Raw genomic sequence first — 26,693 nt, forward strand, 5'->3', positions numbered from 1 at the left:
CCGCCGCCTATGCCACCTGTGCCGCCGGTCCGGCCAGTGAAGCCACCGCCGGCGCCGCCGCCGCCGCCGCCCAGGCCGCCATCGCCGCCGGCGCCGCCTCGTCGATGGCGCCGGGCGCGGCACCGCCGCCGCCGCCGCCGCCCAAACCACCATTGTCGCCGTAGGTGAACCGCCCGCCATTGCCGCCCCCGCCGGCGCCGCCCTTGCCGTTGATGAAGACGCCGCCGTCGGTGCCGTTGGCGCCGGTCGGCGAGGAACCGCCGCCCCCGCCGCCGGTCAAGCTATTGCCCGACGCCGTGTTGCCGTTGCCGCCGCTGCCACCCACCGCCTGATTGTTCAGCAGGGTGAGATCCCACGCCGCCACGAAGGCACCGCTGCCGACGTACAGCGCCCCGCCCAGCCCGCCGCCGCCGCCCCCGCCGCCGCCGCCGCTGCCGCCGGTGCCGCCCTGGGCCACCGCGTTGGCGATGGTGAGATTGGTGATCTCGAGGGTGCCCGATTCGATGAAGAGGCCGCGAAACCTGTTGTCACCCGACAGAGTGAAGCCGCCTCCATTGATGCTGACGCCCGTGAAGTTGGTGGTCACGGTCGGCAGGTTGGCGGTCAGCGTGATGTTGGCGGTGAAGAAGATGCTGTGCGCGCCGCTGGTGATGGCGTTGCGGAGCTGCGCCTCGGTCGCGACATCGACGGCGCGGGCCGGTGACGGCGCCCCCGCGCCAGATGCCAGCGCGGCCAGCGCGAGCAGCAGAGCGGAGGGCGAAGGTCCCCAGAAGCAATGCATGAAACGTGTCATCGGGATCCTCGCTGCATCCCCGGTTCGTAGCGCCGTTTTTGCCGCAAGGACCTTCGTGCGAGCACCTGCCGCGTGCGGAAGACGGCAGAATTCCTCGTCTTTTTCCGGAAAATGACGGAAAATGCCCCGAAGGAAGACCGGGGGGTAAGGTGGCACGGGACATTGATCGCAAGTTGCGTTTGACGGCGGCTGTGCTCGGCACCATCACGCGCAAAGACCTTGCGGCCCAATTCCGTCTCATCAACCCGGCGACCACGTTCGATGTCGAGCGGGCCCAGAAATGGCTGCAGGGCCGTGCCCGGCCACGGGAGAGGCAGGTCTACGAGGACTGGGCCAGGCTCCTCGATCTCGGACGCTCCGGGCATTGGATTGCAGAATGCGACGTCGACGCCTTCGTCGATGCGCTATGCAGCCGCCACGGCCACAATCGTGACGGGTTGCTGCGCCAAGCCAACGGCATCGCCCGTGCCCCCAAGGCCACCGACGCCGACCCGTCAACCAACCCGATCGCGGGCCTTGCCGGCACCTATCTCAGCTACTCGCATGCCTGGTCGCGCTATTTCCGCGGCCAACTGATCTGCGGCGAGCTGTCGTTCAGGATTGAACCGAGGTTGCCCCGACTTGATCCCCAACGGCAGCTTGCCGCAACCTATGTTCAGAATCTGCCGACTGGGGCCACTCACGCCTACGGGGCGGTGTCGGCGAGCCGGCGCACGCTCGGTGTCGATCTACACAGCGCCGATATCGACGAGCCGTACAACATGCGTCTGTTCCGACCGGCGCCGCCTGCGAGTGTCCTCGCCGGATTCTTTACCGGCCCTACATTCCTCAGCTCGGAGACTGAGCTCACCACGACCCGCGTGGTGCTGATACGTCTGCCTTCGACCATCAGTCGCCGCTCGGCCGCGGCCTATCTTCCGCCCGGCGCCTCCGTCGCTGCTGATCTTTCCACGGTCGGCTTGCCCCTGCGCGATCCAGCCGAGATCGATCGCCAGCTCTCGGCGTTTCTCGAGGTCGAACGCGGAGGCATCGATCAGCTCGGGTCGGAGCGCTACGAAGCTCTGACAGCACTGTTCGACCGCAACTGGTTGAGCGAAGTCGCCAGGACCACGGTCTGAACTGCCCGCCCGCGCAGTTGGTGGCCGGCAAGCGCACCCGAACTCATGTGGAAATCACCGAGGAACAGCTGAGCCTGATGCGGCACGAGTCCGACCACCCAGCTCAATTGCAATCGGCGGCCATTCCAGTCCTTCGTGATCCTACAACTGCTATGCGCGCCTGACTGCAGGGATCCCCCAAGTCCCATTGAGGATCGAAGGATTGGCTTCGTCGGGCCAGTACAGGCGCATCATCAGGATGAACTTGCCAGCCGGCGCCGGGAGCCAGTTCGCCTCCCTGTCGGCGCCCGGCGAGTCCTTCTGGACGTGGATGTCGATGGAGCCGTCCGGATTGGCCTCGAGCGCCTGGCGGGCACTGATCGAGTAGCGGTTGATCGGGTTGGCCACGAAGAAGTAGTTGGCGTCGTACATGGTGATCGACCAGAAGCCCTCGGCCGGCGGGGCCTGGCCGCGATCGAACCGGATCACGTACTTCGCGGAGCCGACATAGTCGTTGTCCTCGGCGTCCTTGAGCGACGTCGGATAGACGGCGTCCTGCGGCCGGTTGGCGCCCAGCCCGATCGCGGTGACGAGCGCGCGCATCAGGTAATCGGTGCCGTAGATCCCGGTCTTGGTGGTGAAGTTCCAGCCGTTGATGTGCTGCACGTCCTTGTTGATCTTGAACTGGAGCATGATGCGGTCGAAAGCGAGCGGCGGGACGCGCCTGGCGAGCTCGGCGTCGAGCTTGCCGGCGTCGAAGTCCTGGCCCGGAACTAGCCCGATCCTGGCGAACTTCGCCAGCGCCGGGGCATCCGCCGCCGGTGGCGGGTTCGTCTTCATGAGCTGCGCCAGCAACGTGAAGTACTCCTTGGCGTCCATGCGGTTCACCTGGTCGCGCACGGCCGTCTTCATGTCGATGGACGGATCGACCTTGGCCGGCGCCGCCGTGTAGGGCTTTCCGTAGGCGCTCAACGGAACGAGCTTGCAGTCATCCTGGATCTCGTGGACGGCCTTGTAGTCCTCCGGCGTTCCCGTGCAGTAGATCCGGCCGAGCAGCCACACCATGCTGGTGGGCGACTTGTATTGCTTCACGCCCGCCGGAAGCGTGCCCTTCCAGCCGGGACCGGTAATGGCGTAGGTCTGCGCGCCCGTTCCCGTCGTTCGCTTGCCCGGCACCTGGAACACGTTGGTCCAGCCGTCGAGCATCGGGAACAGATAGTAGCGGCCCTTCATGTCGGGCAGGCTGAGCACCCACGGCTCGGCGCCGACGTCGACCCAGCCCGTCGTGTACAGCGTGTCGGCGTTCGGCGCCGTCACGTCGCGAAAGGAGGCGTCGGGATACTGGCGTATCTTGAGCAGGTGCCCCATGGGCGCCCGGGTCGCCTCGGGGGCAGCCACGTTCGTCATGACGCGTCGGGTCATCTCCATGGTCACCAGGGGATAGCCGTAGATGTAGGCATCGGTCGCAAGCCAGAGCTCCTCGATCCCGTCGCCGAGGCGGAACTCGCCGCCGGGGTTGGGGGACGCCAGCGCCGCGATGGACGTGCTGCCCAGCAGGCTCAAGCCTCCGACGGTAGCAAAGCGGCGGGTGATCATTGGCTCCTCCTTGATGACAAGCTTGACGATGAAAGCAGGAAGCGCGGCGACGACCTGGCCGTGGTCAACGACCGTGATCGGCCGGACCGTACCTGCCGATTGCGGCACGGCCATCGCGATGGAACATGAGCGTCCAGAGACGACCCTCGCCGAGCAGTTGGCTAATCTCGCGCAGCGCGAAGAAGGGCAGCAGCGACACCGGACAAACGAACATCACCAGGAAGCGGCGGAACTCGTCGATCCCGCGCGCTCCCAGCCTCCGCCAGCGATTGCCTGCTTCCACCGCCGCGCTCCTCAGAACCGTATGCTTCCGCCGACGATCGGGCCGTAGAGCACGAGGTTGACGCTGTTGACCGCGCCTCCGGCACTGCTCGAATAGTCGACCCCGAGCGCGCGGAAGCCGACGACCGCGGCGAGCTGGTAGCCGGTGAGCTGCCAGACGGCGTTGTAGCCGGCGAACGCCTGCCAGGTGAGATTGCTCTGCAGCCCAAAACCACCGATGTCGCCCAGCAGCACGATGTCCTGGCTCGGCGTGAACTGATGGCGCAGGCGAAGCCCGATCACGGGATCGATCCAGGTGAGGTTGCCGCTCGACGCGGTCGAGAAGCCGATGCCGCGCTGGAATCCGAGCCGGCTGAGGTCGACGGTGCCGGTCACGTCGAGATTGACGTCGGCGGTCTGGTTCCAGAAGCGAAAGCCCGCCAGCGCGTCGAGCGCCGTCGCCGTGCCCGCCGTCCCGGCCCAGCGATGCAGCTCGTAGGTGCCGGCGGCCTCGACGATCGCCATCGAGTAGGTCGCCCCCGTATTGGCTGTCGTGCTGACCTTCAAGCCGGCCACCGGATTGCGGTAACTCATCGTGCCGCTGGCGAAGCCTAGCCTGGAGAACACCGCATCGGCGAAGAAGCCGACCGTTCCCTTGTTGGCCTCGAAGTAACCCATGTAGCCGATCAGCGAGTCGCTCTTCTGCACCAGGTCGATGAAGCTCGCGTCGACGTCGACCGCTTGGCCCTTGGCGGTCAGGCTGCCGGCAACATTCATCAGCCAGCCGTAGCTCGCCGCGCGCAGGCGCCAGGGCGCGCCATCGTCGTTCGTCGTCGAAGCGGTCTGCCCCGTCGGTTGGGCTGCCTGCTGCCCCGCTGCCGGCGAGCCGTGCACAAGCGCTGCGGCCAGGATGGCAGCCACCACCAAGGCGAAGCCCGGTCCGCTTGGCGTGGCATTCTTCAGGGGTACGCGCGACACGGCCTTTTCCGTTATGGGCTTGCCGGTGGGCTCGGGAGAGCACGATCACAATTCGACGGGCCGTCGACTAACCACGCGATAAATGCAAACATCGTGCGGCGTTTATCATTTCACGACACTGGCAGGCGATTGCCTGTGACACTTTCGGCCCAACGCAGGCGGACGTCGCCCGCATTCACCATGGTCCGGCCGGGCACGGTGCGTGTTGCCGGACTCGGTCCGCTGCCTGTCCTTCTCGAGCACAGGCGCGTCCCGCTCAGCCCGTTGCTCGACGCCGCCGGCCTGCCGCGCACCCTGTTCGACGACGAGGAGAACCTGGTCGACATCGCGAGCGCTGGCCGGCTGCTCGATGTCGCGGCAAAGCAGTCAGGCTGTCCTCATCTCGGCTTGCTCTGTGGCCGGCGCTTCTCTCCAAACACGATCGGCATCGTGGGACGGCTGGCGCAGAATGCGAGCGACGTCGGCAGCGCTCTCCGCGGGTTGATCCTCAACCTCCATCTCCATGGCCACGCCTTCGTGCCGACGCTGGGCGTGGTTTCGGGGACGGCCGAGTTCGGAATGCGGCTGTCGTCCGACCTGCAAGGCAACACGGTCCCTGCGGTCGATCTCGGCATGGCCGCTGCCTTCACGATCGTGAGCACGCTGTGCGGGCCGCACTGGATGCCCCTGGAGGTCCTCCTGGTGCACCAGCCTTTCGCGAGCCGCAAACCGTATGATTCAGCCTTCGGCGTTCGGGTGCAGTTCGGCAGCGATCGCAATGCCATCACCTTCGATGCGGCCTGGCTCACACGGCGCGTCCACGGCGCCAACGCCACCAGGAGAGCGTTACTCGAGCGCGAACTCGCCGTGATTGCCCAGCAGCACCAGCTTCCCGCTGCGACGACGGCCCGCCGCGCCTTGATCGCCTGCATCGCCCGGGGAAATCTGTCGGTAGACGCGGTCGCGGCCGTCATGAGGCTGCATCCCCGGACCCTGAACCGCCGCTTGGCTCGCGAAGGGACGTCACTGCTGGAGCTGACAAAAGCGGTGCGATTCCAGATCGCGCGCGATCTGCTGGAGAATACCGCACTGCCGATCACCGAGATCGCCGCGACCCTCCTCTATGCCAACATCGGCGCCTTCACGCGCGCCTTCCGCCTCTGGTCGCGCGCGAGCCCGAGCGAGTGGCGTGTGAACCATGGGAGGGCGAGGCAAGCTCATGTTCCTCCGGACCGCGAGCATCTTGCTCGCTCATGATGCCGAGCGACCAAGATGCTCGCGGTCCGGAGGAACATGAGCTAGTTCAACGCTTTCGCCACGAGCTCGGCGATCAGGCGGTTGCCGGCGTTGTTCATGTGCCAGAGTCCGTAGAGCCGGCGTGGCTGGGCCGTGGCGCTGAGGGCGGAAAAGCTGTCGAGCGTGGCGAGGCCGTTCTTCTCGGCGCAGGCCAGCAGGCCGCCGGTCAGGCGGCGCTGCTCGGCGGCGAACGCAGGGTCTTCGAGCACGACAGGGTCGTATTCGGCGAGCAGCAGCACGCGGGCGCCGCTCTGCTTCTGCAGCTCGGCCAATCGCTCCGTCAGCCGGCAGGCCAGGAGCTCGCCGACGCCCGATGCGTGCACGCGGATGTGGTCGCCGAACCAGTCGTGCAGCAGGTCGAGGCGGCGCAGGATGAAGTCGAACAGGTAGGAGTAGCCCAGCATCTTCTGCCAGAAGGAGAGGGTGGCCCACGGATCGGCGCGCGGCGGCACCGGCACGCCGCGCAGCTCGAGCTTGCCGCCCTCGATCACGAACCATGGCTTGTCGGCGCTCCACAGGCGGCGCATCTCGGTGCGCCGGATGTCGTCGGCGATGAAGGCGACGACGATGTCGGACGGCTTGTCATGTGGCGCCATCGTATCGCGCGAAGCGAGCTGCTCGGCGCGCAGCACGATCTGGTCGAAGCCGTAGCCGCTCACGCCGCCGTTCAGCACGCGCCGCCCGGTGATCTGCTGCAGTTGAGCAGGCCAGGTCTCGGGATCGGTCACCTCGTCGCCGAACGTGAAGGAATCGCCCACCGCCAGGATCGGCGCGCCGGTGGCGCTGGCACCGTCGCTGTCGCCCGTGCGGCGCAGGCCGGCTGCATCGATGGTCATGCCCGGCGCCGCGTAGCCTGGCCGCGGCACGTAGCCCAGCCGCTCGTCGGGCGCATAGCGGCCGGCGTCGCGCTCCGCCAGCACCGTGCGCGCGTCGAGCACGAAGTTCGACCAGGCGAACAGATAGCCCCAGGTGCTGGCGCGCAGGCCGAGCTCGAGCACGACCAGGCTGACCACGATCGACAGCAGCACGAGGCCGGCGCGGCGCAGGAATTCACGCATCAGGCGGGCGCTTTCGTCCTTCTCCTCCCCAGCTTTGCTGGGGAGGTGTCGGCGTCTTCGCCGACGGAGGGGTCAAGGGCACAGGAGGTGTTGCTCACGACCCCTCCGTCCGCGATTACACGGACACCTCCCCAGCGAAGCTGGGGAGGAGCATGAAACCCGTCCCTTGAAATGACAGGATTGCTCTGTAGGACGTTGCGCGGCGGGCTCAATCATCGTAGCGGCAGGAAGGAAAAGGGGAACAGCATGACGCCCGGCGCGCGGGTGGCGGCCACCATAGAGCTTCTCGACGAGATCGTCAGTCGCCCCGAGCGACCGGCCGATGGCGTCGCCAATGCCTACTTCCGCACCCGCCGCTTCATCGGCGGCGGCGATCGCCGCGCCGTGTCCGAGCGCGTGTGGGCGATCCTGCGGCGCTGGGGACAGCTTCGCTGGTGGCTCCAGCGCACGGGGCATCCCGACAACTCGGCGCGCGCGCCCAATATCGCCCGTGCGATCGTGTCGGCCGAGCTGCTGCTGGTCGACGGTCTCGCGTTCGCCGACGTTGCGGCGATGTTCGACGGCGGTCGCTACCGCCCGCCGCCGCTCGACGAAGCCGAGTTCCGCGCGCTGCGCCAGATGGAGGGCCATTCGCTTGCCCATCCCGAGCAGCCCGACTGGGTACGGCTCAACGTTCAGGAATGGGTGGCACCGCATCTCAAGGAAGCCTATGGCGAGGCGTGGGGCCGCGAGATCGCCGCGCTCGACGCGGCGCCGCCGGTCGACCTGCGCGTCAATCGCCTCAAGGCGACGCCGGCCGAGGCGCGCGCCGCGCTGCAGCGCGAAGGTGTCGAGACCGAGCCGATGCGCTACGCCGCCAACGGCCTGCGGCTGAAGCGCCGCCTCTCCATCGTCGCCGGCCAGGCCTTTCAGGACGGGCTGATCGAGATCCAGGACGAGGGCTCGCAGCTCGTTGCCGCGCTGGTCGACGGGCGGCCCGGCATGCAGGTGATGGATTACTGCGCCGGCGCGGGCGGCAAGACGCTGGCCATCGCGGCCGGCATGAACAACAAGGGCCGCGTCGTCGCCATGGACGTGCTGGAGACGCGGCTCGACCGCTCGGCCCAGCGCCTGCGCCGCGCCGGCGCGCACAACGTCGAGCGCCGCGCGATCGACGGCGACAATCGCAAATGGCTGAAGCGCCAGGGCGGCGCCTTCGACCGCGTGCTGGTCGATGCGCCGTGCACCGGCACCGGCACGTGGCGGCGCAATCCCGATGGCCGCTGGACCTTGCGTCCCGAGGACCTCGCCGAGCTGGTGCCCAAGCAGGCCGCCATCCTCGATGCCGCGCAGCGCCTGGTGAAGGTGGGCGGCGGGCTGGTCTATGCCACCTGCTCGGTGCTGCCGGCCGAGAACGAGCGCCAGATCGAGGCCTTCCTCGAGCGCCATCCCGACTTCGCCGTCGTGCCGGTCGCCGACGTGTGGCGCGACGCCATGGGCAGCGAGGCGCCGGGCGAGATCGCCGCGGGTCCGTATCTGCGCCTGTCGCCGCTGCGCCACGGCACCGACGGCTTCTTCGCCGCCATGCTGGTGCGCCGCGCGGCGGCAGCTGCGGCGGCCGGGCCAGAGGAGGGGGCCGAGGCCAGCCCTGGCGACTCGGTCCCTGCAGTCAGAGATGAGGCGTCCGCCGACGCCGATCAGGGTATGCGCTTATGACGAGGAGGCCGTCATCCCGACCGAAGCCGAACGCAGCTCGGCATAGTGGAGGCTCATTGTCTTCCGGACCGCGTGAGCGCGTTCGCTTCGCGAGCCGCGCAGAAGCGTCTCGCTCGCTCAAGTTCATGAGCGAGCGAGACTCTCGCGGTCCGGAAGAGCATGAGACTCAAATGGAAGGCGCATGATTCGCATCCGCCGCGCCCAGAAGAGCGACGCCGCCGCGATCGGCCGCGTCCATGTCGAGACCTGGCAGGCGACCTATGCCGGCCTGCTGCCCGATGCGCTGCTTGCCGCGATGTCCGACGTGCGCCAGTCGGCGTGGTGGCAGCGCCTGCTCGCCGATCCTGGCCAGGCGCGCGGCGTGTTCGTCGCCGATGACCAGGAGATGGGTGTGGTGGGCTTCGGCAGCTGCGGCCCGGTGCGCGATCCGCCCGAAGGCCTGGACGGCACCGAGACGCGCGTCGGAGAGGTCTACACGCTCTATGTCGAGCCCGACTTCCAGAACATCGGCCTCGGCCGCCGCCTGCTCGATGCGCTGTTCCGCCAATTGCGCGCCGACGGCAACGACACCGCCGTGCTGTGGATGCTGGCCGATAATCCGACGCGCTTCTTCTACGAAGGCATGGGCGGCGCCCGCTGCGGCGAGCGCATCGACACCATGGCCGGCAAGGACGTCGAGGAGGTCGCCTACGCCTGGCGCAACCTCGATGCGCCGCTGATCCGCCGCAAGCTCGCGGCGGAGGATTAAGTTCACAAACTCAGAGTGGCGCTCTCCGGCGCATGACGTGCCCTTTGGACAAAGTCAGCGGCTGGGAGCGGCGGCGCCCCCAGCCATGCGCATTGATGGGGTAGCTCAGCCGTAAGAACGGGAGAGGCACGCCAAGCCAGGTCAGCCGCGGAACAGGCCGCAGATCTTGTTACCGCAGGGATCGCGCAGATAGGCCAGATAGAGTTTGCCCGCCGGGCCCTCGCGCCAGCCGGGCGGATCCTCGATGCTGGTGCCGCCGTTGGCCACGCCGGCATCGTGGAAGGCCTTCACCTTGTCCGCGCTATCGCAGGCGAAGCCAATGGTGCCGCCGTTGGCATGCGTGGCTGCCTTGCCGTCGATCGGCTTGGTGAGTCCGAAAAGGCCGCTCTGAGTGCGATAGAAGACCCGACCCCTGGGATCGGTCTTGCCCTCCGGCACGCCGATGGCGCCCAGCACCGCATCGTAGAATTTCTTCGAAGCCGGAACGTCATCCGCGCCGACAAAGACATGCGAAAACATCTACACCTCTCCCTGACCGATCGGTGCCCGGGGACCGGGGCGGCTCCGGTGCCACCGCTTCGACACGACCATCGATACCTCATCCCGCCGCTCATGCGTTAGGCAGGATCGCATTTCGTATCGCCTTGCAGGGCGTCGTGACCGCAGTTTGTATATCCTGACAGATCGTGAGGGAATGCACGTTCAAGTCTGGAGCGATGAACTGGTCTGCACCCGTTCTTCTCACGACTGAATCGGCAGCGACGAAGCACCCGCGGCCGGCCTTGGAACGACACAATGCGCCGCTTCCCCTTATTTTGTCACAGGCTGGTGACGGCCGTCGCCCCCGTTTGGGCCGCAAAGAAGGCAGTCCGTCGCAGCTTTACCCTTTCTGGCGATTGTCACCTTTCGCCGCGCCACGCGTTGCTTATGGAACTGGAAGAGGTAGCGTATGTGTGACGAGGCTCACCCCACACCCGCTGGCACCCCCAAGACCTGCGACTCGTCCTATTGGCAGGGACGGGCGGAGGAAGCGCACGCGGTCGCGGTCCTGATGCTCGATCCGGGGGCGAAGGCCACCATGCTTGATCTCGCAGCCATGTACTTGGCGATGGCCCGCCGTGCCGACGAGCGACGGGCAAAGTTCGGGGCCCGCCTGGGCCTTGCCCTGCTGCCTGTCGGCGCGGACTGAGTGGGGCTGGCGCCTACCGATCTGTTCCGCCAGCCCGCTTGAAACCAGCTGGGGCGCTTGGGCGGGGGCCAGAAACCCACACCCTGCGAGTTGAAGCACGGGCCGGCGTTCCGTATATCGCCGCATGTCCGACCGTCTGCTGATCGTCGATTTCGGTTCCCAGGTCACCCAGCTCATCGCCCGCCGCCTGCGCGAGGCTGGCGTCTACTGCGAAATCCATCCCTTCCAGCAGGTAGACGCCGCCCGGCTGAAGCGGTTCGATCCCAAGGCCATCGTGCTCTCGGGCGGCCCTGCCTCGGTGATCGAGGGCGAGGCACCGGCCGCGGACCCTGCCATCTTCGCCGCCAAGGTGCCGGTGCTGGGCATCTGCTACGGTGAGCAGACCATGGCCAAAGAGCTGGGCGGCACGGTCGAATCCGGCCACCACCGCGAGTTCGGCCGGGCCGAGCTCGAGGTCAAGGCGAAGTCGGCCCTGTTCGACGGCGTGTGGCAGCCCGGCGACAAAAAACAGGTGTGGATGAGCCACGGCGACCGCGTCACCCGCCTGCCGCCCGGCTTCGGCATCATCGCCACCAGCGAGAACGCGCCGTTCGCCGCCATCGCCGACGAGCAACGCAAGTTCTACGGCGTGCAGTTCCACCCCGAGGTGATGCACACGCCCGACGGCGCCAAGCTGCTGCGCAACTTTGCCCTCAACATCGCGGGCTTCAAGGGCGACTGGACGATGGCCGCTTTCAAGGAGCGCGCCATCGCCCAGATCCGCCAGCAGGTCGGCAAGGGAAGGGTGATCTGCGGCCTGTCGGGCGGCGTCGACTCCTCGGTCGTGGCTGTGCTGCTGCACGAGGCGATCGGCGATCAGCTACAATGCGTGTTCGTCGACCACGGGCTGCTCCGGCTCGACGAGGGCGCCGAGGTGGTCCGTCTGTTCCGCGACCACTACAACATCCCGCTGATCCACGCCGACGCCTCGGAGCAGTTCCTGAAGGCGCTCGACGGCGTCACCGACCCCGAGCACAAGCGCAAGACGATCGGCGCGCTGTTCATCGACGTCTTCGAGGCCGAGGCGAAGAAGGTCGGCGGTGCCCAGTTCCTGGCCCAGGGCACGCTCTACCCCGACGTGATCGAATCGGTGTCGTTCACCGGCGGCCCGTCGGTGACCATCAAGAGCCATCACAATGTCGGCGGCCTGCCGGCCCGCATGGACATGAAGCTGGTCGAGCCCCTGCGCGAGCTGTTCAAGGACGAGGTGAGGGTGCTGGGCCGCGAGCTCGGCCTGCCGGCCGAGCTGGTGAACCGCCACCCGTTCCCGGGACCGGGGCTGGCGATCCGCATTCCGGGCAACATCACCAAGGAAAAGCTCGACCTGCTGAGGCAGGTCGATGCGGTCTATCTCGACGAGGTCCGCAAGGCGGGACTCTACGACGAGATCTGGCAGGCGTTCGCGGTGCTGCTGCCGGTGCGGACGGTGGGGGTGATGGGGGACGGGCGAACGTATGACCAGGCGTGCGCGCTCAGGGCGGTGACGTCGACGGATGGGATGACGGCGGACTACTACCCGTTCGATCACGGCTTCCTCGGGCGGGTGGCGAACCGGATCATCAACGAGGTCCGGGGGATCAATCGGGTGACATATGACATTACATCGAAGCCGCCGGGGACGATCGAGTGGGAGTGAGGGGGATAGAAACGGATAGTGTAGGGTAGCTCGACAACCAAATCCTGACAGAAGGTATCGATAGCAGCCGTATCTGAAGACAGGCTCCGCTGCCCTCCCGTCGGCACACGCAAGACCAATACTCGTGTGCGTATCTAGTCGCTTCCGCCGCGGTCAAGAATACGCCTGCGCAGCTCGTCCTTGACCACCTTTCCCGTCAGATTGCGGGGCAGTTCCGGCAGGAAGACGAATTTCCGGGGCACCTGGAAGCGGCTGAGATGCTGGGTGCAGAAGCCCGCGAAATCGATCTCCTCGGTCTTGGTCGCCGGCTTGACGACGATCGCCGCGCAGATCGCCTCGCCCCACGCGCGGTCGGGCACGCCGACGCAGGCGACTTCCGCCACGGCAGGATGCCGCGCAAGAACATCCTCCACATCGCCGGCAGGCACGTTGATGCCTCCCGTCTTGATGATGTCTCGCTTGCGCCCGACCAGGAACAGGAACCCGTCCTCGTCGAAGCGCCCGAGGTCGCCCACGGTGATCATGTCGCCGCGCCGGGTCTCGGCCGTCAGCGCCGGTTCGTTGAGGTACGCCTCGTATTGGCACGGCCCGCGCACGCAGATTTCCCCAACCTCGCCGCGGTCAACTTCGCGCCCGTCGTCGCCCAGCAGGCGGACCTCGGATCCGAAGAAGGGCCGGCCGATGCAGCTCGCAGTCTCGTGACGCAGGATGTCGCGTCCCTTGAGATTGGCGTAGGGGCCCGATTCGGTCGAGGCGGCGTAGGTGCTGAGGACCGGCCCCAGCCTGTCGACGATTGCCTGGCGCGTTTCATAGGGCAGGGCGCCGGCCGCATTCTGGATCAGGCGCAGTGACGGGCAGCGCAGGCTGGCGAATTTCCCGTGGTCGACCAGCCGCTGGATCAGGGTCGGGATCATGAATGTCGAGTTGATGCCATCGTCCTCGAGCAGCCGCATCACCCGTTCGGCCTCGAAGTCGGCCTCGAGATAGAGCGTGGCGCCGAGATAGAGCGGCAGCAGGCTGTAGCCGTAGCCGTAGGACAGGCAGAGCGGCATCACGCCCAGCGTGCGGTCGTCTTGGGAGAAGCCCTGCTCGATCGCGCGCGCGCCGAGTCCCCAGCGAGAGCGCAGCGCGCCCTTGGGCCGGCCGGTCGTGCCCGACGTATGGAGCAGGGCGAGGTTCGTTGCCGCCGTCCAGTCGAAGGTAAGCGGCTTTGCCTCGGCGAGCAGGTCATCGATGGACTCCAGCGACATCCGATGCGCCTTCGGCAGCGCGTCCGCCATCAGGTCGCCGTACCGGCCGTAGCCCTTGCCCAGGAACACCACCTTTGCCGCGCTGTTGCGGGCGATGAAGGCGATGTCGTCGTCCTTCAGGCGGTAGTTGATCGGCGCCGGGCTGGCTCCCAGCGCCAGCGCCGCGAACATAGCGGCCAGCATGTCGGGATGGTTCTCCGACAGCAGGCTGACGCGATCGCCGCGGCCGACGCCGTGCGCCGCGAGCAGCGCGCCAAGCCGCGCGACGCGATCGTAGAACTGCGCGTAGTTCCACGACCTCTCCTCGAAGACGACAGCCGGCTTTTGCGGGAAGCGCCGCGCGTTCAGGAACAGCGCGCGCGCATAGGGCATGTCCATTGGGGGCTCCTTCGCGGTCGGAGGTTCGCGGGCGTCAGTCGAGACGGGCGCCCGATTGCTCGATGATGGCTTTCCACCTGGCGTGCTCGGACTGGACGAAGGTGCCGAACGCCGCGCCGCCCTGGTTGAACGGCGTGCCGCCGAAGCGGGCGACCGCTTCGACCACCGCAGGCTCGGCAAGCACCCGCGCAGTCTCGCGCTGGATGCGGTCGACGATCGGCGCCGGCGTGCCTGCCGGAAGGAACATGCCGATCCAGGCGACGGCCTGCGCCTCGGGATAACCCGCTTCGGTGGTCGTCGGGACGTCGGGCAGGTCGGCCAGGCGTGCCGGGCCGGTGACGGCCAGCGCACGCAGCTTGCCGGCGTTGATGTGCGGCACCGTCGTCACCGGGAAATCGAAGGCGAGGTCGACCTGGCCTCCCAGCAGATCCGAGATGGCCGGCGCGCTGCCCTTGTAAGGGACATGCACGAACTTCACACCCGCCACCTTTTGGAAGAGCTCGGCCACCAGATGGGTCGACGTGCCGTTGCCGGCGGAGGCGAAGGTCAGCTTCCCCGGATGCTGCTTGGCGTAGTCGACGAGCTCCTTCAGCGACCGATAGGGCTGGTTGGCGTTGGCGACCACGACGCTGGAGATGGAGATCAGCGCATGCGCCGGCACGAAGTCCTTGGCGGGATCGAATTTCAACGAGCTGTAGAGATACTGGTTGGCCACCTGCGTGCCCTGGGTGCCCATCAGGATCGTGTAGCCGTCCGGCGCCGCCCGCGCGACGAACTCCGCCGCGAGGTTGCCGCCGGCGCCCGCCTTGTTGTCGACGATGACCCGCTGACCCAGCGCCCCCGACAGCCGGTCGGCGATGAGGCGGCCTAGCTGGTCCGTGATGCCGCCGGGCGCTCCAGGGATGACGAACTGGATCGGCTTGGACGGATAGACCTGCTGGCCAAGCGCAATGGCGGGCGCAAGGACTGACGCCATCACCACTCCCCCACATATCGTCCGCCGCAGCATTAGCTCCGGCCGGCTGCCCCTCGGGAACATGCTTCCTCCTCCTGATTGCTTGAGTGCGAATTCAGTTTGACTATCCGATATTTCGTACTAGTATCCGAAATATCGTAAAAGAGTCAAGGAAGCGATGCCGACACTCATCCCTGCGGCCGGCCGCACACTTGCGGTGTTCGAGGTCTTTGCCCGTGAAAAGCGCGAACTCTCCAATTCGGACGTGGCCCGCCTGCTGTCAGTTGCCGACAGCAGCTGCTCGGACCTGCTGCATACCTTGCATTCGCTGGGCTACCTGATGCGGACCGCCCGCACGCGCCGCTTCTATCCGACCGGCCGCCTCCACGATCTCGCCGTTCAGATCGCCGAGAACGATCCCCTGTCGGCGGCAGCGCGCGAGGCCGTCGAGCTGCTGGGCGAGAAGACCAATGAGACCGCGTTCTTCGGCGCGCTCGACGGCGCCGCCGTGAAGGTCCTGGCAGCGCAGGCCAGCAAGCTGCCGCTGCGCTACATCCTCGATGTCGGCGATCGCGTGGCGCCGCACGCCTCGGCCGTGGGCAAGGCGCTGCTGGCGCTGCTGCCGCCGGGCGAGGCCACCGACATCCTGCGTCGCCGGCCGTTGCGCCAGGTGACGCCGTCCACCGTCACCGACATCGGCCAGCTGCTGGCGCAGCTCGAGCAGGGCCGCGAGCGCGGCTGGCACGAGACCCGTGAGGAAGGCACCGAAGGCGTCGCCGCCTTGGCAGTCTCCGGCCGGCTGGGCGGCCAGCCCGTGGCGATGTCGCTGGCCGGTCCGGTCGAGCGCATCGACCGCAACCGCAAGGCCTATCTGCAGGCGCTGCGCGAGGTGCGCGACATGCTGTTCGCCGACAACTGAACCCCTCCCAGGAGAAGAGAATGGATCTCGGCATCAAGGATCGTGTCGCCATCGTCACCGGCTCGGCACGCGGCATCGGCGCAGAGACCGCGCGCACGCTGGCCGGCGAGGGCATGGCGGTGGTCGTGACCGACATCGACGCCGCGGGCGCGGCCGCCACGGCCGATGCCATCAAGGCCGAGGGCGGCAAGGCGATCGGCGTGGCCTGCGACATCCGCAGCAAGGACGACGTGCAGGCGATGGCCGAGGCCAGCCTCGCGGCCTTCGGCCGGATCGACGTCCTGGTCAACAATGCCGGCCTGGTGAAGGACCGCAGTCTCGTGAAGATGGACGAGGCCGACTGGAACCTCGTGCTGGACGTCACGCTGAAGGGCGCCTTCCACTGCTGCCGCGCCGTCTTGCCGTCGATGTACGAGCGCCGGTGGGGCCGTATCGTCAACATCACGTCGCGCGCGCTGTTCGGCAATCCCGGCCAGACCAACTACTCGACCGCGAAGGCCGGGCTGGTGGGCTTCACGCGCGCCCTGTCGCTCGAGCAGGCGCGCAACGGCATCACCGTCAACGCCATCGCGCCGGGCTACATCGAGACCGACTACATCAAGAGCCTGCCCAACTTCGAGCGGGTGCGCGACAACGCGCTGGCCAAGAACCAGGTGCCGTTCGGCGGCGAGACGCGCGACATCGCCTCCGCGGTCGCCTTCATGGCCTCCGAGCACGCCCGCTACATCACGGGCACGACGCTGTTCGTGACGGGAGGCCGCTATGGCGCCTGAGCTCGACGAGGACGGCCTGTCGCACGAGCAGCGCCTGCTGCGCGATAACATCCGCCGTTACCTGAAGGAGCATGTCGGCCCGCACATCCACAAGAGCGAGGCCGACAAGCGCTTTCCCTTCGAGCTGATCGATGGGCTTGGCGACTTCGGCTATCTCGGCGGCCATCTGCCGGAGTCCGCGGGCGGCCTCGGTCTCGACTATCTCACCTGGGCAGTGATGATGGAGGAGGCAGGCTATTGCTGGCTGTCGCTGCGCGTGCTGCTGAGTGGCCTCAACATCGTCGCCGGCATCATCGAGAATTGCAGCAGCGAGGCGCAGAAGGAGCGCTTCATGCGGCCGCTGCTGCGCAACCGGCGCCGCACCTTCGTCTCGATCTCCGAGCCGGGCGTCGGCTCGAACGTCGCCGAGATCCGCACCCGCGCCGACAAGCGAGGCGACCGCTGGGTGCTGAACGGCAGCAAGCTCTGGGTGACCAACGGCATGTTTGCCGACTTCGGCATCGTCGTGGCCCGCACCTTCAGCGACAGCTGCGACGGCAAGCTGTCGCTGTTCCTGGTCGAGAAGGCGGAGACCCGGTTCGACTGCCGGCCGGTCGACACGATGTTCGTGCGCAGCACCGGCACGGCGGCCTTCACTTTCGAGGATGCCGAGCTGCCGGCCGCCAACCTCCTGGGCGGCGAGGGCGAGGGCCTGAAGCAGATCCTGATCGGCCTCAACTTCGGCCGCCTGAACGTGGCGATGGGCGCGGTCGGAGCGGCGCAATGCGCGCTCGACCTGTCGACGGACTATGCCCGCAGCCGCCGGCAGTTCGGCCGGCCGATCGCCTCGTTCCAGCTCGTCCAGAAGCACATCGTCGACATGACGATGAAGACCCAGGCCTCGCGGCTGCTGGGCTACCGTGCCGCCCGCGCCCTGCAGGCCGGCTCGGCACGCACGGAGTGCTCGATCGCCAAACTGTACGCTACCGAAGCCGCGCACCAGGTCGCCAACCTCGCGCTGCAGGTGCATGGCGGCATCGGCTACGCCACCGACTATCCGATCGAGCGCATCTTCCGCGACACCCGGGGCGGCATGATCCCGGAGGGCACGACGGAGATCCAGACGCTCATCATCGGCCGGGAAATCCTCGGCATCTCGGCGCTCACCTAGGAGGACGGCATGGCCACCACATCTGTGATCGACGAGGTCGGACAGGCCTCGATCTACTGGGAAGATCTGCCGGTCGGCACCCGCTACACGACCTCGTCGCGCACCATCACGGAGGCCGATGTCGCGGCCTTCGCGGCGCTGACCGGCGACTTCAATCGCGTCCATGTCGACGCCGAGTACGCCAAGACGACGATCTTCGGCCAGCGCATCGCGCACGGCATGCTGGTCGCCTCCTTCATGGCCGGCCTGACGTCGCGCTCGATCCCGAACCAGCTGATGGAGAGCGCGCTGTTCGGCGTGCTCGAGAACCGCTTGAAGTTCCCCAAGCCCACCTTCATCGGCGACACCGTGCATGTCGACATCGAGGTCGTCGAGCAGCGCGAGACCAGCAATCCCGCGCGCGGCATCGTCGGCTTCATACGCAAGGCCATCAACCAGCGCGGCGAGCTCGTGGCCGAGCTTGGCGCCACCTGCCTCCTGAAGCGGCGTCATCCCGGAGCAGCGTCGTGACCGCGGCCGGCGTCAAGACGGAGATCGGCTACACCACGACCGACACCATCATGGTCCGCGGGCTGAACCTCGCGACCGAGATCATCGGCAAGCTCGATTTCGTCGACATGATCTTCCACACCGTCCTGTCGCGCCGCCCGACGCGCGAGGAGAAGGTGATGGTCAACGCGCTGCTGGTGACGACCGCCGACCACGGCATCACGCCGAGCTCGCTCAGCGCCCGCCTGACCTACATCGGCGCGCCCGAGGCCCTGCAGGGCGCCGTCGCCACGGGCCTGCTCGGCGCCGGCAGCGTCTTCCTCGGCACCATGCAGAACGCGACGGAGATGCTGGTCGCCGCCGGCCGCTCGCTCGATCATGACGTCGGTGACGCCTCGATCCTCCATGCCGCCCGGACGCTGGTGGAGCGCCATCGCGAGCAGCGCCTGCCGATCTACGGCGTCGGCCATCCCATCCATGTCGAGGGCGACCCTCGCGTGCCCGCTCTGCGCGAGCTTTCACGCGCCAATGGTTTCTTCGGTGTGCACTGGCGCCTGATGGATGCGGTCTCCCAGATCCTGTCGACCGAGCACGGCAAGAACCTGCCGGTCAATGCTGTCGGCGCCATCGCCGCGATCGTGGCAGCGATGGAGCTCGATCCGCTGATCGCGCGCGGCCTGTCCCTGGTCGGACGGTCGGCCGGCCTGCTGGCCCACATTCTGGAGGAGAAGCAGACGCCGATGGCGCGCCAGGCGTGGGAGCTCGTGCTACGGGCCGATCCGCGCAACCAGCTGCCCTGAGAGCGGGATGGAACCGGCCAGGAACGGACCACTGGCGGGATTGCGCGTCGTCGAGTTCGCCGGCATCGGTCCCGGCCCGATGGCGGCGATGCTGCTGGCCGACATGGGCGCCGAGGTCATCCGAATTGATCGGCTCGAACCGTCGAAGCTCGGCCTCCCCAAGCCCGATCGCTACAACCTGATGCAGCGCGGCCGCCGCTCCGCCGCGATTGACCTCAAGAAGCCGGCCGGCGTGCAGCTCGTGCTGCGGCTGATCGAGCGGTTCGATGCGCTGATCGAAGGCTTCAGACCGGGCATCATGGAGCGGCTGGGGTTGGGACCGGACATTGCGCTCGCGCGCAATCCGCGACTCGTCTATGGCCGAATGACGGGATGGGGCCAGGATGGGCCGCTGGCCCAGGCCGCTGGCCACGACCTGAACTACATCTCACTGTCCGGCGTCCTGGCAGCGCTCGGCCGGACAGGCGACAGGCCGCCGCCGCCGCTCAGCCTGATCGGGGACTTCGGCGGCGGCGCGCTCTATCTCGCCTTCGGCGTCCTGTGCGGGCTCGTCGAGGCGCGGAGCTCAGGGAAGGGTCAAGTCGTCGATGCTGCGATCGTCGACGGCGCGGCCTCCCTCATGACGTTCTTCTATGGGATGCATGCCGCCGGTCTCTATAGCATCCAACGGGGCACCAACGCGCTCGACGGAGGCTCGGCCGTCTACGACGTGTATGAGTGTGCGGACGGACTGGAAGTGTCGGTCGGCGCCATTGAGGACAAGTTCCGGATGGAGCTGTTCCGGATCCTCGGGATTGCTCCAGCGGCCGATGGCCCGGATCTTCGCCGCAGCATGGCGGCCGCGTTCCGGAGCCGCAGCAGAGCCGAGTGGTGTGCGCTGTTTGACGGCCGCGACGCTTGCGTGGCGCCGGTGCTTACGCTCGCCGAGGCGCCGGCTCATCCGCACAACAGGCAGCGCGAAACGTTCATCGAGATTGACGGCATCGTGCAGCCCGCTCCGGCACCCCGCTTTTCGCGCACCAGGACGGGTATCCCCACGGCACCCGAGAGCGCGGGGGCGAGCACTTGCGAAGTGCTGCAGGACTTGGGCGTCACCAGCGAGGAACTGGGCGTCCTCGCGAACCAGGGCGTCATTCGCCTCAAGCCGGGCGGCGTGCCCTTCCGCAAGGACGACGTGGCGTAGGCAGCGCTCCCGCGATTTTAACCTGGCAGCCATGTTCCGACTTGTGGCATGGGGTGCGTCAGAAGACGTGGGCACTGGTGTGTGGACGGTGTTCTGACTGACGGCCAGATCGAAGGAGAGTGGTGAGATCTCTCAGGGAAGCGAGCGATCGATGCTGAACGGGCTAACTGACTAGCCCCCCAAGAGCAGTCGTTACCTCTTTCGAGATCTTTGCAATGGCAGGTAGATAACGTGTGGCGCTTTGCTCAGTGAACCTGCCGACCGGTCCGGAAACGTTAATGACCCCGACGAAGCCCGCGCTATTGAAGATGGGGGCGGCGACTGACGCTGTTTGCGAATCGCCGATGCCTGATGTCGAAATGCAGAGCGTCGCATAGTCCACCGATCGGGCGGGACGGCTGGTGTCGCCATCGTAGCGCCGCAGCAGCTGGCTGGTCGCGGCCCCGTCCAGATCGACGACCTGGCCGACATTGATCACGTGACGGACCGCCTGGGGCGATTCGGTCCGGAACATGCAGAGCCGCTGGGTGCCCGACCGCACGTAGAAGGAGGAGCTTTCGCCGGTGACGCGCGACAGCGTGGCGAGGGCGGGCTTCACGATCTCCCCAAGGTCGAACGATGCGATGTAGCTGGATCCCAGCTCGAACAGCACGCCGCCGACCCGGTACTGGCCATCGCTGAGCCGGGTCACATAGCCGTGCCTCTCGAGCGTCGAGAGGATGCGCAGCAGCGTGCTCTTGAACAGTCCGGTCTCCTGCGAGAGTTCGCTCAGGGTCAGCCGGGATCTCGACCGGAAGGCGCTCAGTACCTGCAGGGCCCGCTCGACCGCGGCGATCGGCTTGGTGTCGCCGGCCTTGGGGCGATCGGCGCGCGAAGAGCGCGGGGCTGACCTCGCCGCCTGCCCTCGGCCGATCGTTCCCGAGGTGCTGCGGGCGCGTGCCCTGATGGCCATGGTCTCTCCTCTCCGATCTCGATTGCGCGCGATGGATACCGTGTCCGCGATTGCTTGGCGATGCAGCGCAGCATCAGGGTAGCCCAACGTGCGAGAAAATAGAACGACGTTCTTTTTCTGGACAGATCCCCGCACCCTATGCAAATCTTCGGCCCGGTCGCGATCGCAGAAGGGTGTTCCGTGCCGGATTGCCGTCGGGAAAAGTTGCTCGGTCGTCGAGAGGGCGCGCGCTTCCTGACTGGCCGCGACCGGGTGAGCATCGAGATGCCGGGAGGCGGCGGCTACGGCGATCCGAAGGAACGCGACCGCGCACTCGTCGAACGGGATGTCGGGCACGGCTTCATCACGCGCGAGCAGGCCGAGAGATCCTACGGCTTCGCGCCGGGCAACCGATGAGCGGAGCAAGCATGCTGCACGTCAATTCCAACATCCGCGCGATATCGGTCTCGCCGGCCTCGATGATGACGGCGAAGGCGCGCGAGCTGACCGGGCGCGGCGTCAAGGTGGTGAGCCTGTCGACCGGTGAGCCCGACTTCGACACCCCAGAACATGTCGTCGAGGCGGCCGTGCGCGCCGCCCGATCCGGCAACACGCACTATCCGCCGCTCGACGGCGTGATGAGCCTCAAGGAGGCGGTGCAGCGTAAGTTCCAGCGCGACAACCGGCTCGGCTACGCTCTCAACGAGATCATGGTCGCCAATGGCGCCAAGCAGATCATCTTCAACGCGCTGATGGCCACGCTGGAACCCGGCGACGAGGTGATCGTCCCGGTGCCGGCCTACGCCAGCTACGCCGACATGACGCGCTCGGTCGGCGGCGTGCCGGTCACGGTCACCTGCGGCCAGAATAACGGCTTTCGCCTGCGGCCGGAGGATCTGGAAGCAGCCATCGGGCCGCGCACGCGCTGGGTGATCCTGAACTTCCCGAACAATCCGACAGGCACGGTGTACAGCCGCGAGCATCTCCAGGAGATCGCCGCGGTCGTGCTGCGCCACCCCGATGTCTGGGTGCTGACCGACGACATCTACGAGCACCTGACCTATGCTGATGTCCCGTTCCGCACCATCGCCGAGGTCGAGCCGCAGCTGAAGGACCGCGTGCTAACGGTCAATGGCTGCTCCAAGGCCTACGCCATGACCGGCTGGCGTGTCGGCTTCTGCGGCGGGCCGCGTCCCCTTATCGAGCAGATGCTGAAAGTCCAGAGCCAGGTGTCGTCCGGCATCTGCACCATCAGCCAGGCGGCCGCGGTGGCCGCTCTCGATGGGCCGCAGGAAATCCTCGAGCAGTGGCGGCAAGTCTATCGCGAGCGTCGCGATCTGGTCGTCGGCATGCTGAGCCAAGTGCCGCAACTGTCCTGCCACCGGCCCGACGGCGCATTCTACGCCTTCCCCAACGTTGCCGGGTGTCTCGGTCGCACGACCGCCGGCGGCGCACGGCTGCAGACCGACGCCGATGTCAGCCTCGCTTTGCTGGCCGAGCAGCACGTCTCGACGGTGCATGGCGCCGCCTTCGGACCCAGCGGTTACATCAGGCTGTCCTATGCCACTGACATGGACAGCCTGCGCATCGCCTGCGAGCGTATCCAGGCCTTCTGTGCTTCGTTGCGCTGAGGAGGAACGATGTACACGCCGCGTTGGGACGGAACCGATCTCCCCAGGACGCCATACCGTGTGCGCGGCGGCGACCCGCTGGACCTCCCGCCGCTCGGCGGAGGCGTCGATGCCGACATCGCCATCGTCGGCGGCGGCATCGCCGGCTGCTCGGCCGCCCTGCATGCCGCCGAGGCCGGCGCGCGCGTCATCCTGGTCGAGGGCCAGTCGATCGGCTGGGGCGCGTCCAGCCGCAATGCCGGCCATCTTCCGGCGGCGACCAAGCACGAGCCGGAGGAGGTCGTCCAGATCTACGGCAAGGCATTCGGCGAGCGCATCCTCGATGCGAGCGAGAATGGACCGCGCATGGTGGCCGACATCGCGCAGCGCCACGGCATCGACTGCGAGCTGTTCTTTCCGGGCATCATCACCGCCGCCCACACGCCCGAGGCTTTGCAGGGACTTCGCGATCGCGTGACCTTCTGGCAGAAGCGCGGCCGGCCCCTGGAGACGCTGGACCGCGAGCAGCTGGCCGCGCTGCTGGGCAGCCGCTTCTATCTCGGCGGAGTCATCGATCGGCGCGGCGGCAGCATCAATCCGTTGGCCTATGTACGCGGCCTTGCCCGCGCGGCGATCAAGGTCGGTGCGCGGCTGCACGAGCGCACGCGCGCCACGAGGCTGTCGCGCGACGGCCAGCGATGGGTGATCGAGACCGCGAACGGCCGCATCCGCGCCACCAACGCGTTCCTGTGCACGAACGCTTACACTGACGACCTGTGGCCGCGGCTGCGGCGCACCGTCGTTCCGGTCCGCACCGTGCAGTTCACCACCAAGCCTCTCTCCGACAACCTGCTCAAGACCATCCTGCCGGGCCGTCAGCCGATGATCGACACGCGACGCGTCCTCATATCGGTGCGTATCCACCAGGACGGCCGGCTGCATTTCGGGTGTGGCCCGTCGATGCGGGTCGGCAGCGCGCCGACCTGGGCGCAGGCGTTGACGCGCCTGCAGGAAGTCTTCCCGCAGATCGGGGACATCGAGGTCGACGACTGGTGGCCGGGCTGGATGGCCTTCAACAAGGCCGACTCCTGGCAGATGCATACCCTGGCGCCCGGCCTGTTCGCCGCGCTGGGATGCAATGGCCGGGGCGTCGCGCTGGCGACGATCTATGGGCGGGACCTCGCGCGCCATGCCGGCGGCACGCCGGCGGAGGAGCTCACCCTGCCGATGACGCCGCTCGATCCGGTCGGCCTGCACGCCTTCTCCGGCATCGGCGCGGCGTCCATTGCCCAGTGGTGGCGCGTCCGGGATTCGATCGAGATGCGCCGCCTGAAGGCGATCAACGCCGCCGGCTGACCGGGCCGCCGCCGATGCTGCGCGCCGGTCACACGTCCTCGGGCACCGGCACCGTCATGTTCAGCGCGCTGCGGCCGCCATCGATATAGAGGATCTGGCCCGTCACGTAGGCGGCCTCGTCGCTGGCGAGGAAGGAGATCACCGTCGCCACCTCTGCCGGCATGCCCAGCCGAAGCATCGGGATGCGCGACAGCACGCCCTTCCGCGCCGCTTCATTCTGCAGCACGCTGCGCTTGCTCGCCTCGGTGAGGATCGTGCCGGGGCCGACTGCGTTCACCCGGACGCCCTTGGGGGCCAGCGAGACGGCGAACACGCGGGTGAGCTGGGTGATGGCCGCCTTGCTGGTACCGTAGGGAAGCTGGTTGGGGATCGCCAGCAGGCCCTGCATCGAGGACATGTTGACGATGGCGCCCTTGCCCTTCTTCACCATGCGCTTGGCGGCTTCTTGCGTGCCGTAGAAGGCGCCCATGACGTTGATGCCGAACAGGCGCTGCATGTCGGCGTCGTCGACCTCGAGCACGTCCTTGGGAAGCGACCGCCCGGCATTGTTGACCATGATGTCCAGGCCGCCGAAGGATTCCTCGGCGAGCGCGATGGCCGCCACGACCTCGTCACGGCTGGCCACGTCGCATTTGATCGCCCTGGCCGTCAGACCGGCGGGATCGAGCGCCTTCGCTTCCTGCTGCGCCTGCTCGAATTCGATGTCGGCCAGCACGACCTTCGCGCCTTCCTGGTGCAGCCTCTTCGCCGTTGCCAGGCCGATGCCGTTGGCGGCACCCGTTACGACCGCGGACTTTCCACTGTGACGCATAGTCTTCCTCGCTAGAGAACCAGCTCGATCAAATATGGACCGCGCACCGAGAAGCCACGCTTGAGGTGGCGCACCAGCTCGTCGAGGTCGGTGGCCACGCCGGCCTCGACCCCGTGCGCCTTGGCCATCGCGGCCCAGTCGATGTGCGGCCGGTCGAGCGTCAGCATGTCGATCGATCGGCGACCCGGATTGGCGATGCCGACTCGCGGCAGTTGCGCTTTCAGGATCTGGTAGGCGCGGTTGGCCAGGATCACGACGGTGATGTCGAGGCGTTCGCGCGCCATCGTCCAGAGCGACTGGCTCGTGTACATGGCGCTGCCATCGCCTTCGAGGCAGAGCACCTGCCGGTCGGGGCAGGCCAGCGCGGCACCGATCGCCACCGGCATGCCATAGCCGATCGAGCCGCCGGTATTCTGCAACCAGTCGTGCGGGGCGGCGGCGGCCGTGATGCCGGCCCAGCCGCGGCCGGTGGTGACGGCTTCGTCGACCACGATTGTGTCTTCCGGCAGCAGCGCCGTGATGGCGCGCGCGATCCCTTCGGGTGACAGCGGACCGGTCGGACGTTCCGGCCGTTCGCCGGCCGGCAGCGGCACGCTCGAGGTTTGCGCGCCGGCCGCGTCGGCGAGCGCTTCGAGCGTCGCGATGAGATCGTCTTCCGGACCGGCCAGGGGCACAAAGCGGCAGCCCGCCCGGGTGAGGACGTTGGAGCGGTCTGGAAAGGCGAAGTTGGAGACGGGCTGGCGCGCGCCGCACAGCACCACCTGGTCGATGTTCTTGAGCGCCTGGATGGCCTGGTCTCCGGCATAGGGAACGCGCGCGACCTCGATACGACCGGCGCCGCGTTCCGTGCGGGGGCTCGAGATCGGCGATCGCAGCTGGCATCCGGTCGCCAGCGCGATCGCGGCCGCGATCTGCTTGCCCTTGGCCGTCATCGCGGTGCCGCCGATGAGGAGCAGGCTGCGAGATCCGGCGCGCAGGGCAGCTGCTGCGGCACCGATCGACTCGGAGGAGGCGACGCGCAGCGGATCGGGCGCACGCAGCGCCGCAGTGCGGCCGGTCGAGGCGGACCAGGCGACATCGGCGGGAACGATCAAGGTCGATATGCGGCCGGCGCCCTGACGCGCCTCGGTGACAGCGTCGGCGCCGTCCTGCGCCAGGCTCGCGACGTCCTGATTCGTCCTGACCCAGTGGGAAACCGGACGTGCCAGCCCCTCGATGTCGGCGGTGAGCGGTGCGTTGTAGGCGATGTGGAAGGTCGCATGCTCGCCCACCACGTTGACCACGCCTGATCCCGCCTTCTTGCCGTTGTGGAGGTTGGCGGCGCCGTTGGCGAAGCCGGGTCCGAGATGCAGCAGCGTGGCGGCTGGCCGGCGGCTCATGCGGTAGTAGCCGTCGGCGGCGCCGGTCGCGACACCCTCGAACAGGGCCAGCACGCAGCGCATGCCGTCGGAGCGATCGAGTGCGGCGACGAAATGCATCTCGGAGGTGCCGGGATTGGCGAGGCAGAGGTCGATCCCACCTTCGACCAGGGTTGCAACCAGATCGTCGGCGCCGGTTCGCGGACCGGGCGATACGTCCATCGCAACCTTGGTCATTTCACACGCTCTCTCGACATTTCAGACGGCGGCATCTTCCTCGCGGCCCAGGCCGAAGTCTACAAGAATAGAACTCCGTTCTCTTTTTCATTGATGCCGTGGCCATCCTGCGCTGTAGTCGGCGTTTA

The 26,693-nt window shown here is 67.4% G+C and carries 25 protein-coding genes; 14 read left to right on the forward strand and 11 right to left on the reverse strand.

Annotation, left to right across the window (positions count from 1 at the left end):
- Positions 1-7 precede the first annotated feature (7 nt).
- Positions 8-793, reverse strand: coding sequence for a hypothetical protein (locus ACILR9_RS09095; protein WP_395709590.1), 786 nt, complete (start codon positions 791-793; stop codon positions 8-10).
- 191 nt (positions 794-984) lie between these two features.
- On the opposite strand from ACILR9_RS09095, the gene ACILR9_RS09100 reads away from it, so the two are divergent.
- Positions 985-1,911, forward strand: coding sequence for a hypothetical protein (locus tag ACILR9_RS09100; protein WP_395709591.1), 927 nt, complete (start codon positions 985-987; stop codon positions 1,909-1,911).
- A 150-nt stretch (positions 1,912-2,061) separates the two neighbouring features.
- Here the strand turns inward: ACILR9_RS09100 and ACILR9_RS09105 are convergent, their stop codons facing one another.
- The 3 genes from ACILR9_RS09105 to ACILR9_RS09115 form a co-directional block, all read right to left on the reverse strand.
- A complete protein-coding gene (locus tag ACILR9_RS09105; protein WP_395709592.1) occupies positions 2,062-3,486 on the reverse strand; it encodes a DUF1254 domain-containing protein in 1,425 nt (474 codons plus the stop codon).
- 64 nt (positions 3,487-3,550) lie between these two features.
- Positions 3,551-3,769: a hypothetical protein gene (locus ACILR9_RS09110; RefSeq protein WP_395709593.1), complete on the reverse strand. Its 219-nt coding sequence runs from the start codon at positions 3,767-3,769 to the stop codon at positions 3,551-3,553.
- Positions 3,770-3,780: 11 nt separating this feature from the next.
- Entirely contained in the window at positions 3,781-4,725 is a 945-nt protein-coding gene (locus tag ACILR9_RS09115; RefSeq protein WP_395709594.1) for a hypothetical protein, read from the reverse strand.
- Between the two features lie 264 nt (positions 4,726-4,989).
- On the opposite strand from ACILR9_RS09115, the gene ACILR9_RS09120 reads away from it, so the two are divergent.
- Positions 4,990-5,961 carry an AraC family transcriptional regulator gene (locus tag ACILR9_RS09120; protein WP_395709595.1) on the forward strand — a complete coding sequence of 324 codons (972 nt, stop codon included), beginning with the start codon at positions 4,990-4,992 and terminating at the stop codon, positions 5,959-5,961.
- A 41-nt stretch (positions 5,962-6,002) separates the two neighbouring features.
- On the opposite strand, the gene ACILR9_RS09125 is transcribed toward ACILR9_RS09120, so the two are convergent.
- On the reverse strand, positions 6,003-7,058 hold the full coding sequence (locus tag ACILR9_RS09125; RefSeq protein WP_395709596.1) for an SGNH/GDSL hydrolase family protein: 1,056 nt from the start codon (positions 7,056-7,058) through the stop codon (positions 6,003-6,005).
- Between the two features lie 246 nt (positions 7,059-7,304).
- On the opposite strand from ACILR9_RS09125, the gene ACILR9_RS09130 reads away from it, so the two are divergent.
- Positions 7,305-8,753, forward strand: coding sequence for an RsmB/NOP family class I SAM-dependent RNA methyltransferase (locus tag ACILR9_RS09130; protein ID WP_395709597.1), 1,449 nt, complete (start codon positions 7,305-7,307; stop codon positions 8,751-8,753).
- Positions 8,754-8,934: 181 nt separating this feature from the next.
- Entirely contained in the window at positions 8,935-9,501 is a 567-nt protein-coding gene (locus ACILR9_RS09135; RefSeq protein WP_395709598.1) for a GNAT family N-acetyltransferase, read from the forward strand.
- A 141-nt stretch (positions 9,502-9,642) separates the two neighbouring features.
- Here ACILR9_RS09135 and ACILR9_RS09140 read toward each other — a convergent pair whose 3' ends face one another.
- Positions 9,643-10,020 (reverse strand): VOC family protein, encoded by a 378-nt coding sequence (locus tag ACILR9_RS09140; protein WP_395709599.1) that lies wholly within the window; start codon positions 10,018-10,020, stop codon positions 9,643-9,645.
- A gap of 794 nt (positions 10,021-10,814) precedes the next feature.
- On the opposite strand from ACILR9_RS09140, the gene guaA reads away from it, so the two are divergent.
- Entirely contained in the window at positions 10,815-12,365 is a 1,551-nt protein-coding gene (guaA, locus tag ACILR9_RS09145; RefSeq protein ID WP_395709600.1) for a glutamine-hydrolyzing GMP synthase, read from the forward strand.
- 134 nt (positions 12,366-12,499) lie between these two features.
- Here the strand turns inward: guaA and ACILR9_RS09150 are convergent, their stop codons facing one another.
- Complete coding sequence (locus ACILR9_RS09150; RefSeq protein ID WP_395709601.1) at positions 12,500-13,993, reverse strand: class I adenylate-forming enzyme family protein; 1,494 nt, start codon at positions 13,991-13,993, stop codon at positions 12,500-12,502.
- 34 nt (positions 13,994-14,027) lie between these two features.
- Positions 14,028-14,969 (reverse strand): Bug family tripartite tricarboxylate transporter substrate binding protein, encoded by a 942-nt coding sequence (locus tag ACILR9_RS09155; protein ID WP_395709602.1) that lies wholly within the window; start codon positions 14,967-14,969, stop codon positions 14,028-14,030.
- A 157-nt stretch (positions 14,970-15,126) separates the two neighbouring features.
- Between ACILR9_RS09155 and ACILR9_RS09160 the strand changes: the two genes are divergently transcribed.
- The 6 genes from ACILR9_RS09160 to ACILR9_RS09185 are packed head-to-tail and all read left to right on the forward strand — an operon-like array spanning position 15,127 to position 20,262.
- A complete protein-coding gene (locus ACILR9_RS09160; RefSeq protein ID WP_395709603.1) occupies positions 15,127-15,867 on the forward strand; it encodes an IclR family transcriptional regulator in 741 nt (246 codons plus the stop codon).
- A gap of 20 nt (positions 15,868-15,887) precedes the next feature.
- Entirely contained in the window at positions 15,888-16,640 is a 753-nt protein-coding gene (gene fabG / locus ACILR9_RS09165; RefSeq protein ID WP_395709604.1) for a 3-oxoacyl-ACP reductase FabG, read from the forward strand.
- A complete protein-coding gene (locus ACILR9_RS09170) occupies positions 16,630-17,790 on the forward strand; it encodes an acyl-CoA dehydrogenase family protein (RefSeq protein ID WP_395709605.1) in 1,161 nt (386 codons plus the stop codon). The genes fabG and ACILR9_RS09170 overlap by 11 nt, the downstream gene beginning before the upstream one ends.
- A 9-nt stretch (positions 17,791-17,799) precedes the next feature.
- Positions 17,800-18,300, forward strand: a complete 501-nt coding sequence (locus tag ACILR9_RS09175; RefSeq protein WP_395709606.1) for a MaoC family dehydratase — start codon at positions 17,800-17,802, stop codon at positions 18,298-18,300.
- Positions 18,297-19,079 carry a citryl-CoA lyase gene (locus ACILR9_RS09180; RefSeq protein WP_395709607.1) on the forward strand — a complete coding sequence of 261 codons (783 nt, stop codon included), beginning with the start codon at positions 18,297-18,299 and terminating at the stop codon, positions 19,077-19,079. Before ACILR9_RS09175 ends, ACILR9_RS09180 begins: the two co-directional genes overlap by 4 nt.
- Positions 19,080-19,086: 7 nt before the next feature.
- The gene (locus ACILR9_RS09185; protein WP_395709608.1) at positions 19,087-20,262 is read left to right on the forward strand and encodes a CaiB/BaiF CoA transferase family protein; all 1,176 of its coding nucleotides are present in this window, start codon (positions 19,087-19,089) and stop codon (positions 20,260-20,262) included.
- A 163-nt stretch (positions 20,263-20,425) separates the two neighbouring features.
- Here the strand turns inward: ACILR9_RS09185 and ACILR9_RS09190 are convergent, their stop codons facing one another.
- The gene (locus ACILR9_RS09190; protein WP_395709609.1) at positions 20,426-21,214 is read right to left on the reverse strand and encodes an IclR family transcriptional regulator; all 789 of its coding nucleotides are present in this window, start codon (positions 21,212-21,214) and stop codon (positions 20,426-20,428) included.
- Positions 21,215-21,394: 180 nt separating this feature from the next.
- On the opposite strand from ACILR9_RS09190, the gene ACILR9_RS09195 reads away from it, so the two are divergent.
- From ACILR9_RS09195 to ACILR9_RS09205, 3 genes are read left to right on the forward strand one after another with little or no spacing between them, the layout of a single operon-like run.
- The gene (locus ACILR9_RS09195; protein WP_395709610.1) at positions 21,395-21,610 is read left to right on the forward strand and encodes a hypothetical protein; all 216 of its coding nucleotides are present in this window, start codon (positions 21,395-21,397) and stop codon (positions 21,608-21,610) included.
- A gap of 11 nt (positions 21,611-21,621) precedes the next feature.
- Entirely contained in the window at positions 21,622-22,824 is a 1,203-nt protein-coding gene (locus ACILR9_RS09200) for a pyridoxal phosphate-dependent aminotransferase (protein ID WP_395709611.1), read from the forward strand.
- A 9-nt stretch (positions 22,825-22,833) separates the two neighbouring features.
- Positions 22,834-24,159, forward strand: coding sequence for an NAD(P)/FAD-dependent oxidoreductase (locus tag ACILR9_RS09205; protein WP_395709612.1), 1,326 nt, complete (start codon positions 22,834-22,836; stop codon positions 24,157-24,159).
- Positions 24,160-24,187: 28 nt separating this feature from the next.
- Here ACILR9_RS09205 and ACILR9_RS09210 read toward each other — a convergent pair whose 3' ends face one another.
- Both ACILR9_RS09210 and ACILR9_RS09215 read right to left on the reverse strand, forming a co-directional pair.
- The gene (locus ACILR9_RS09210; protein ID WP_395709613.1) at positions 24,188-24,970 is read right to left on the reverse strand and encodes an SDR family NAD(P)-dependent oxidoreductase; all 783 of its coding nucleotides are present in this window, start codon (positions 24,968-24,970) and stop codon (positions 24,188-24,190) included.
- A gap of 11 nt (positions 24,971-24,981) precedes the next feature.
- Positions 24,982-26,565 carry an acetolactate synthase large subunit gene (locus ACILR9_RS09215; RefSeq protein ID WP_395709614.1) on the reverse strand — a complete coding sequence of 528 codons (1,584 nt, stop codon included), beginning with the start codon at positions 26,563-26,565 and terminating at the stop codon, positions 24,982-24,984.
- Positions 26,566-26,693 lie beyond the last annotated feature (128 nt).

Source organism: Reyranella sp., assembly GCF_044224635.1.
Lineage (GTDB): Bacteria > Pseudomonadota > Alphaproteobacteria > Reyranellales > Reyranellaceae > Reyranella.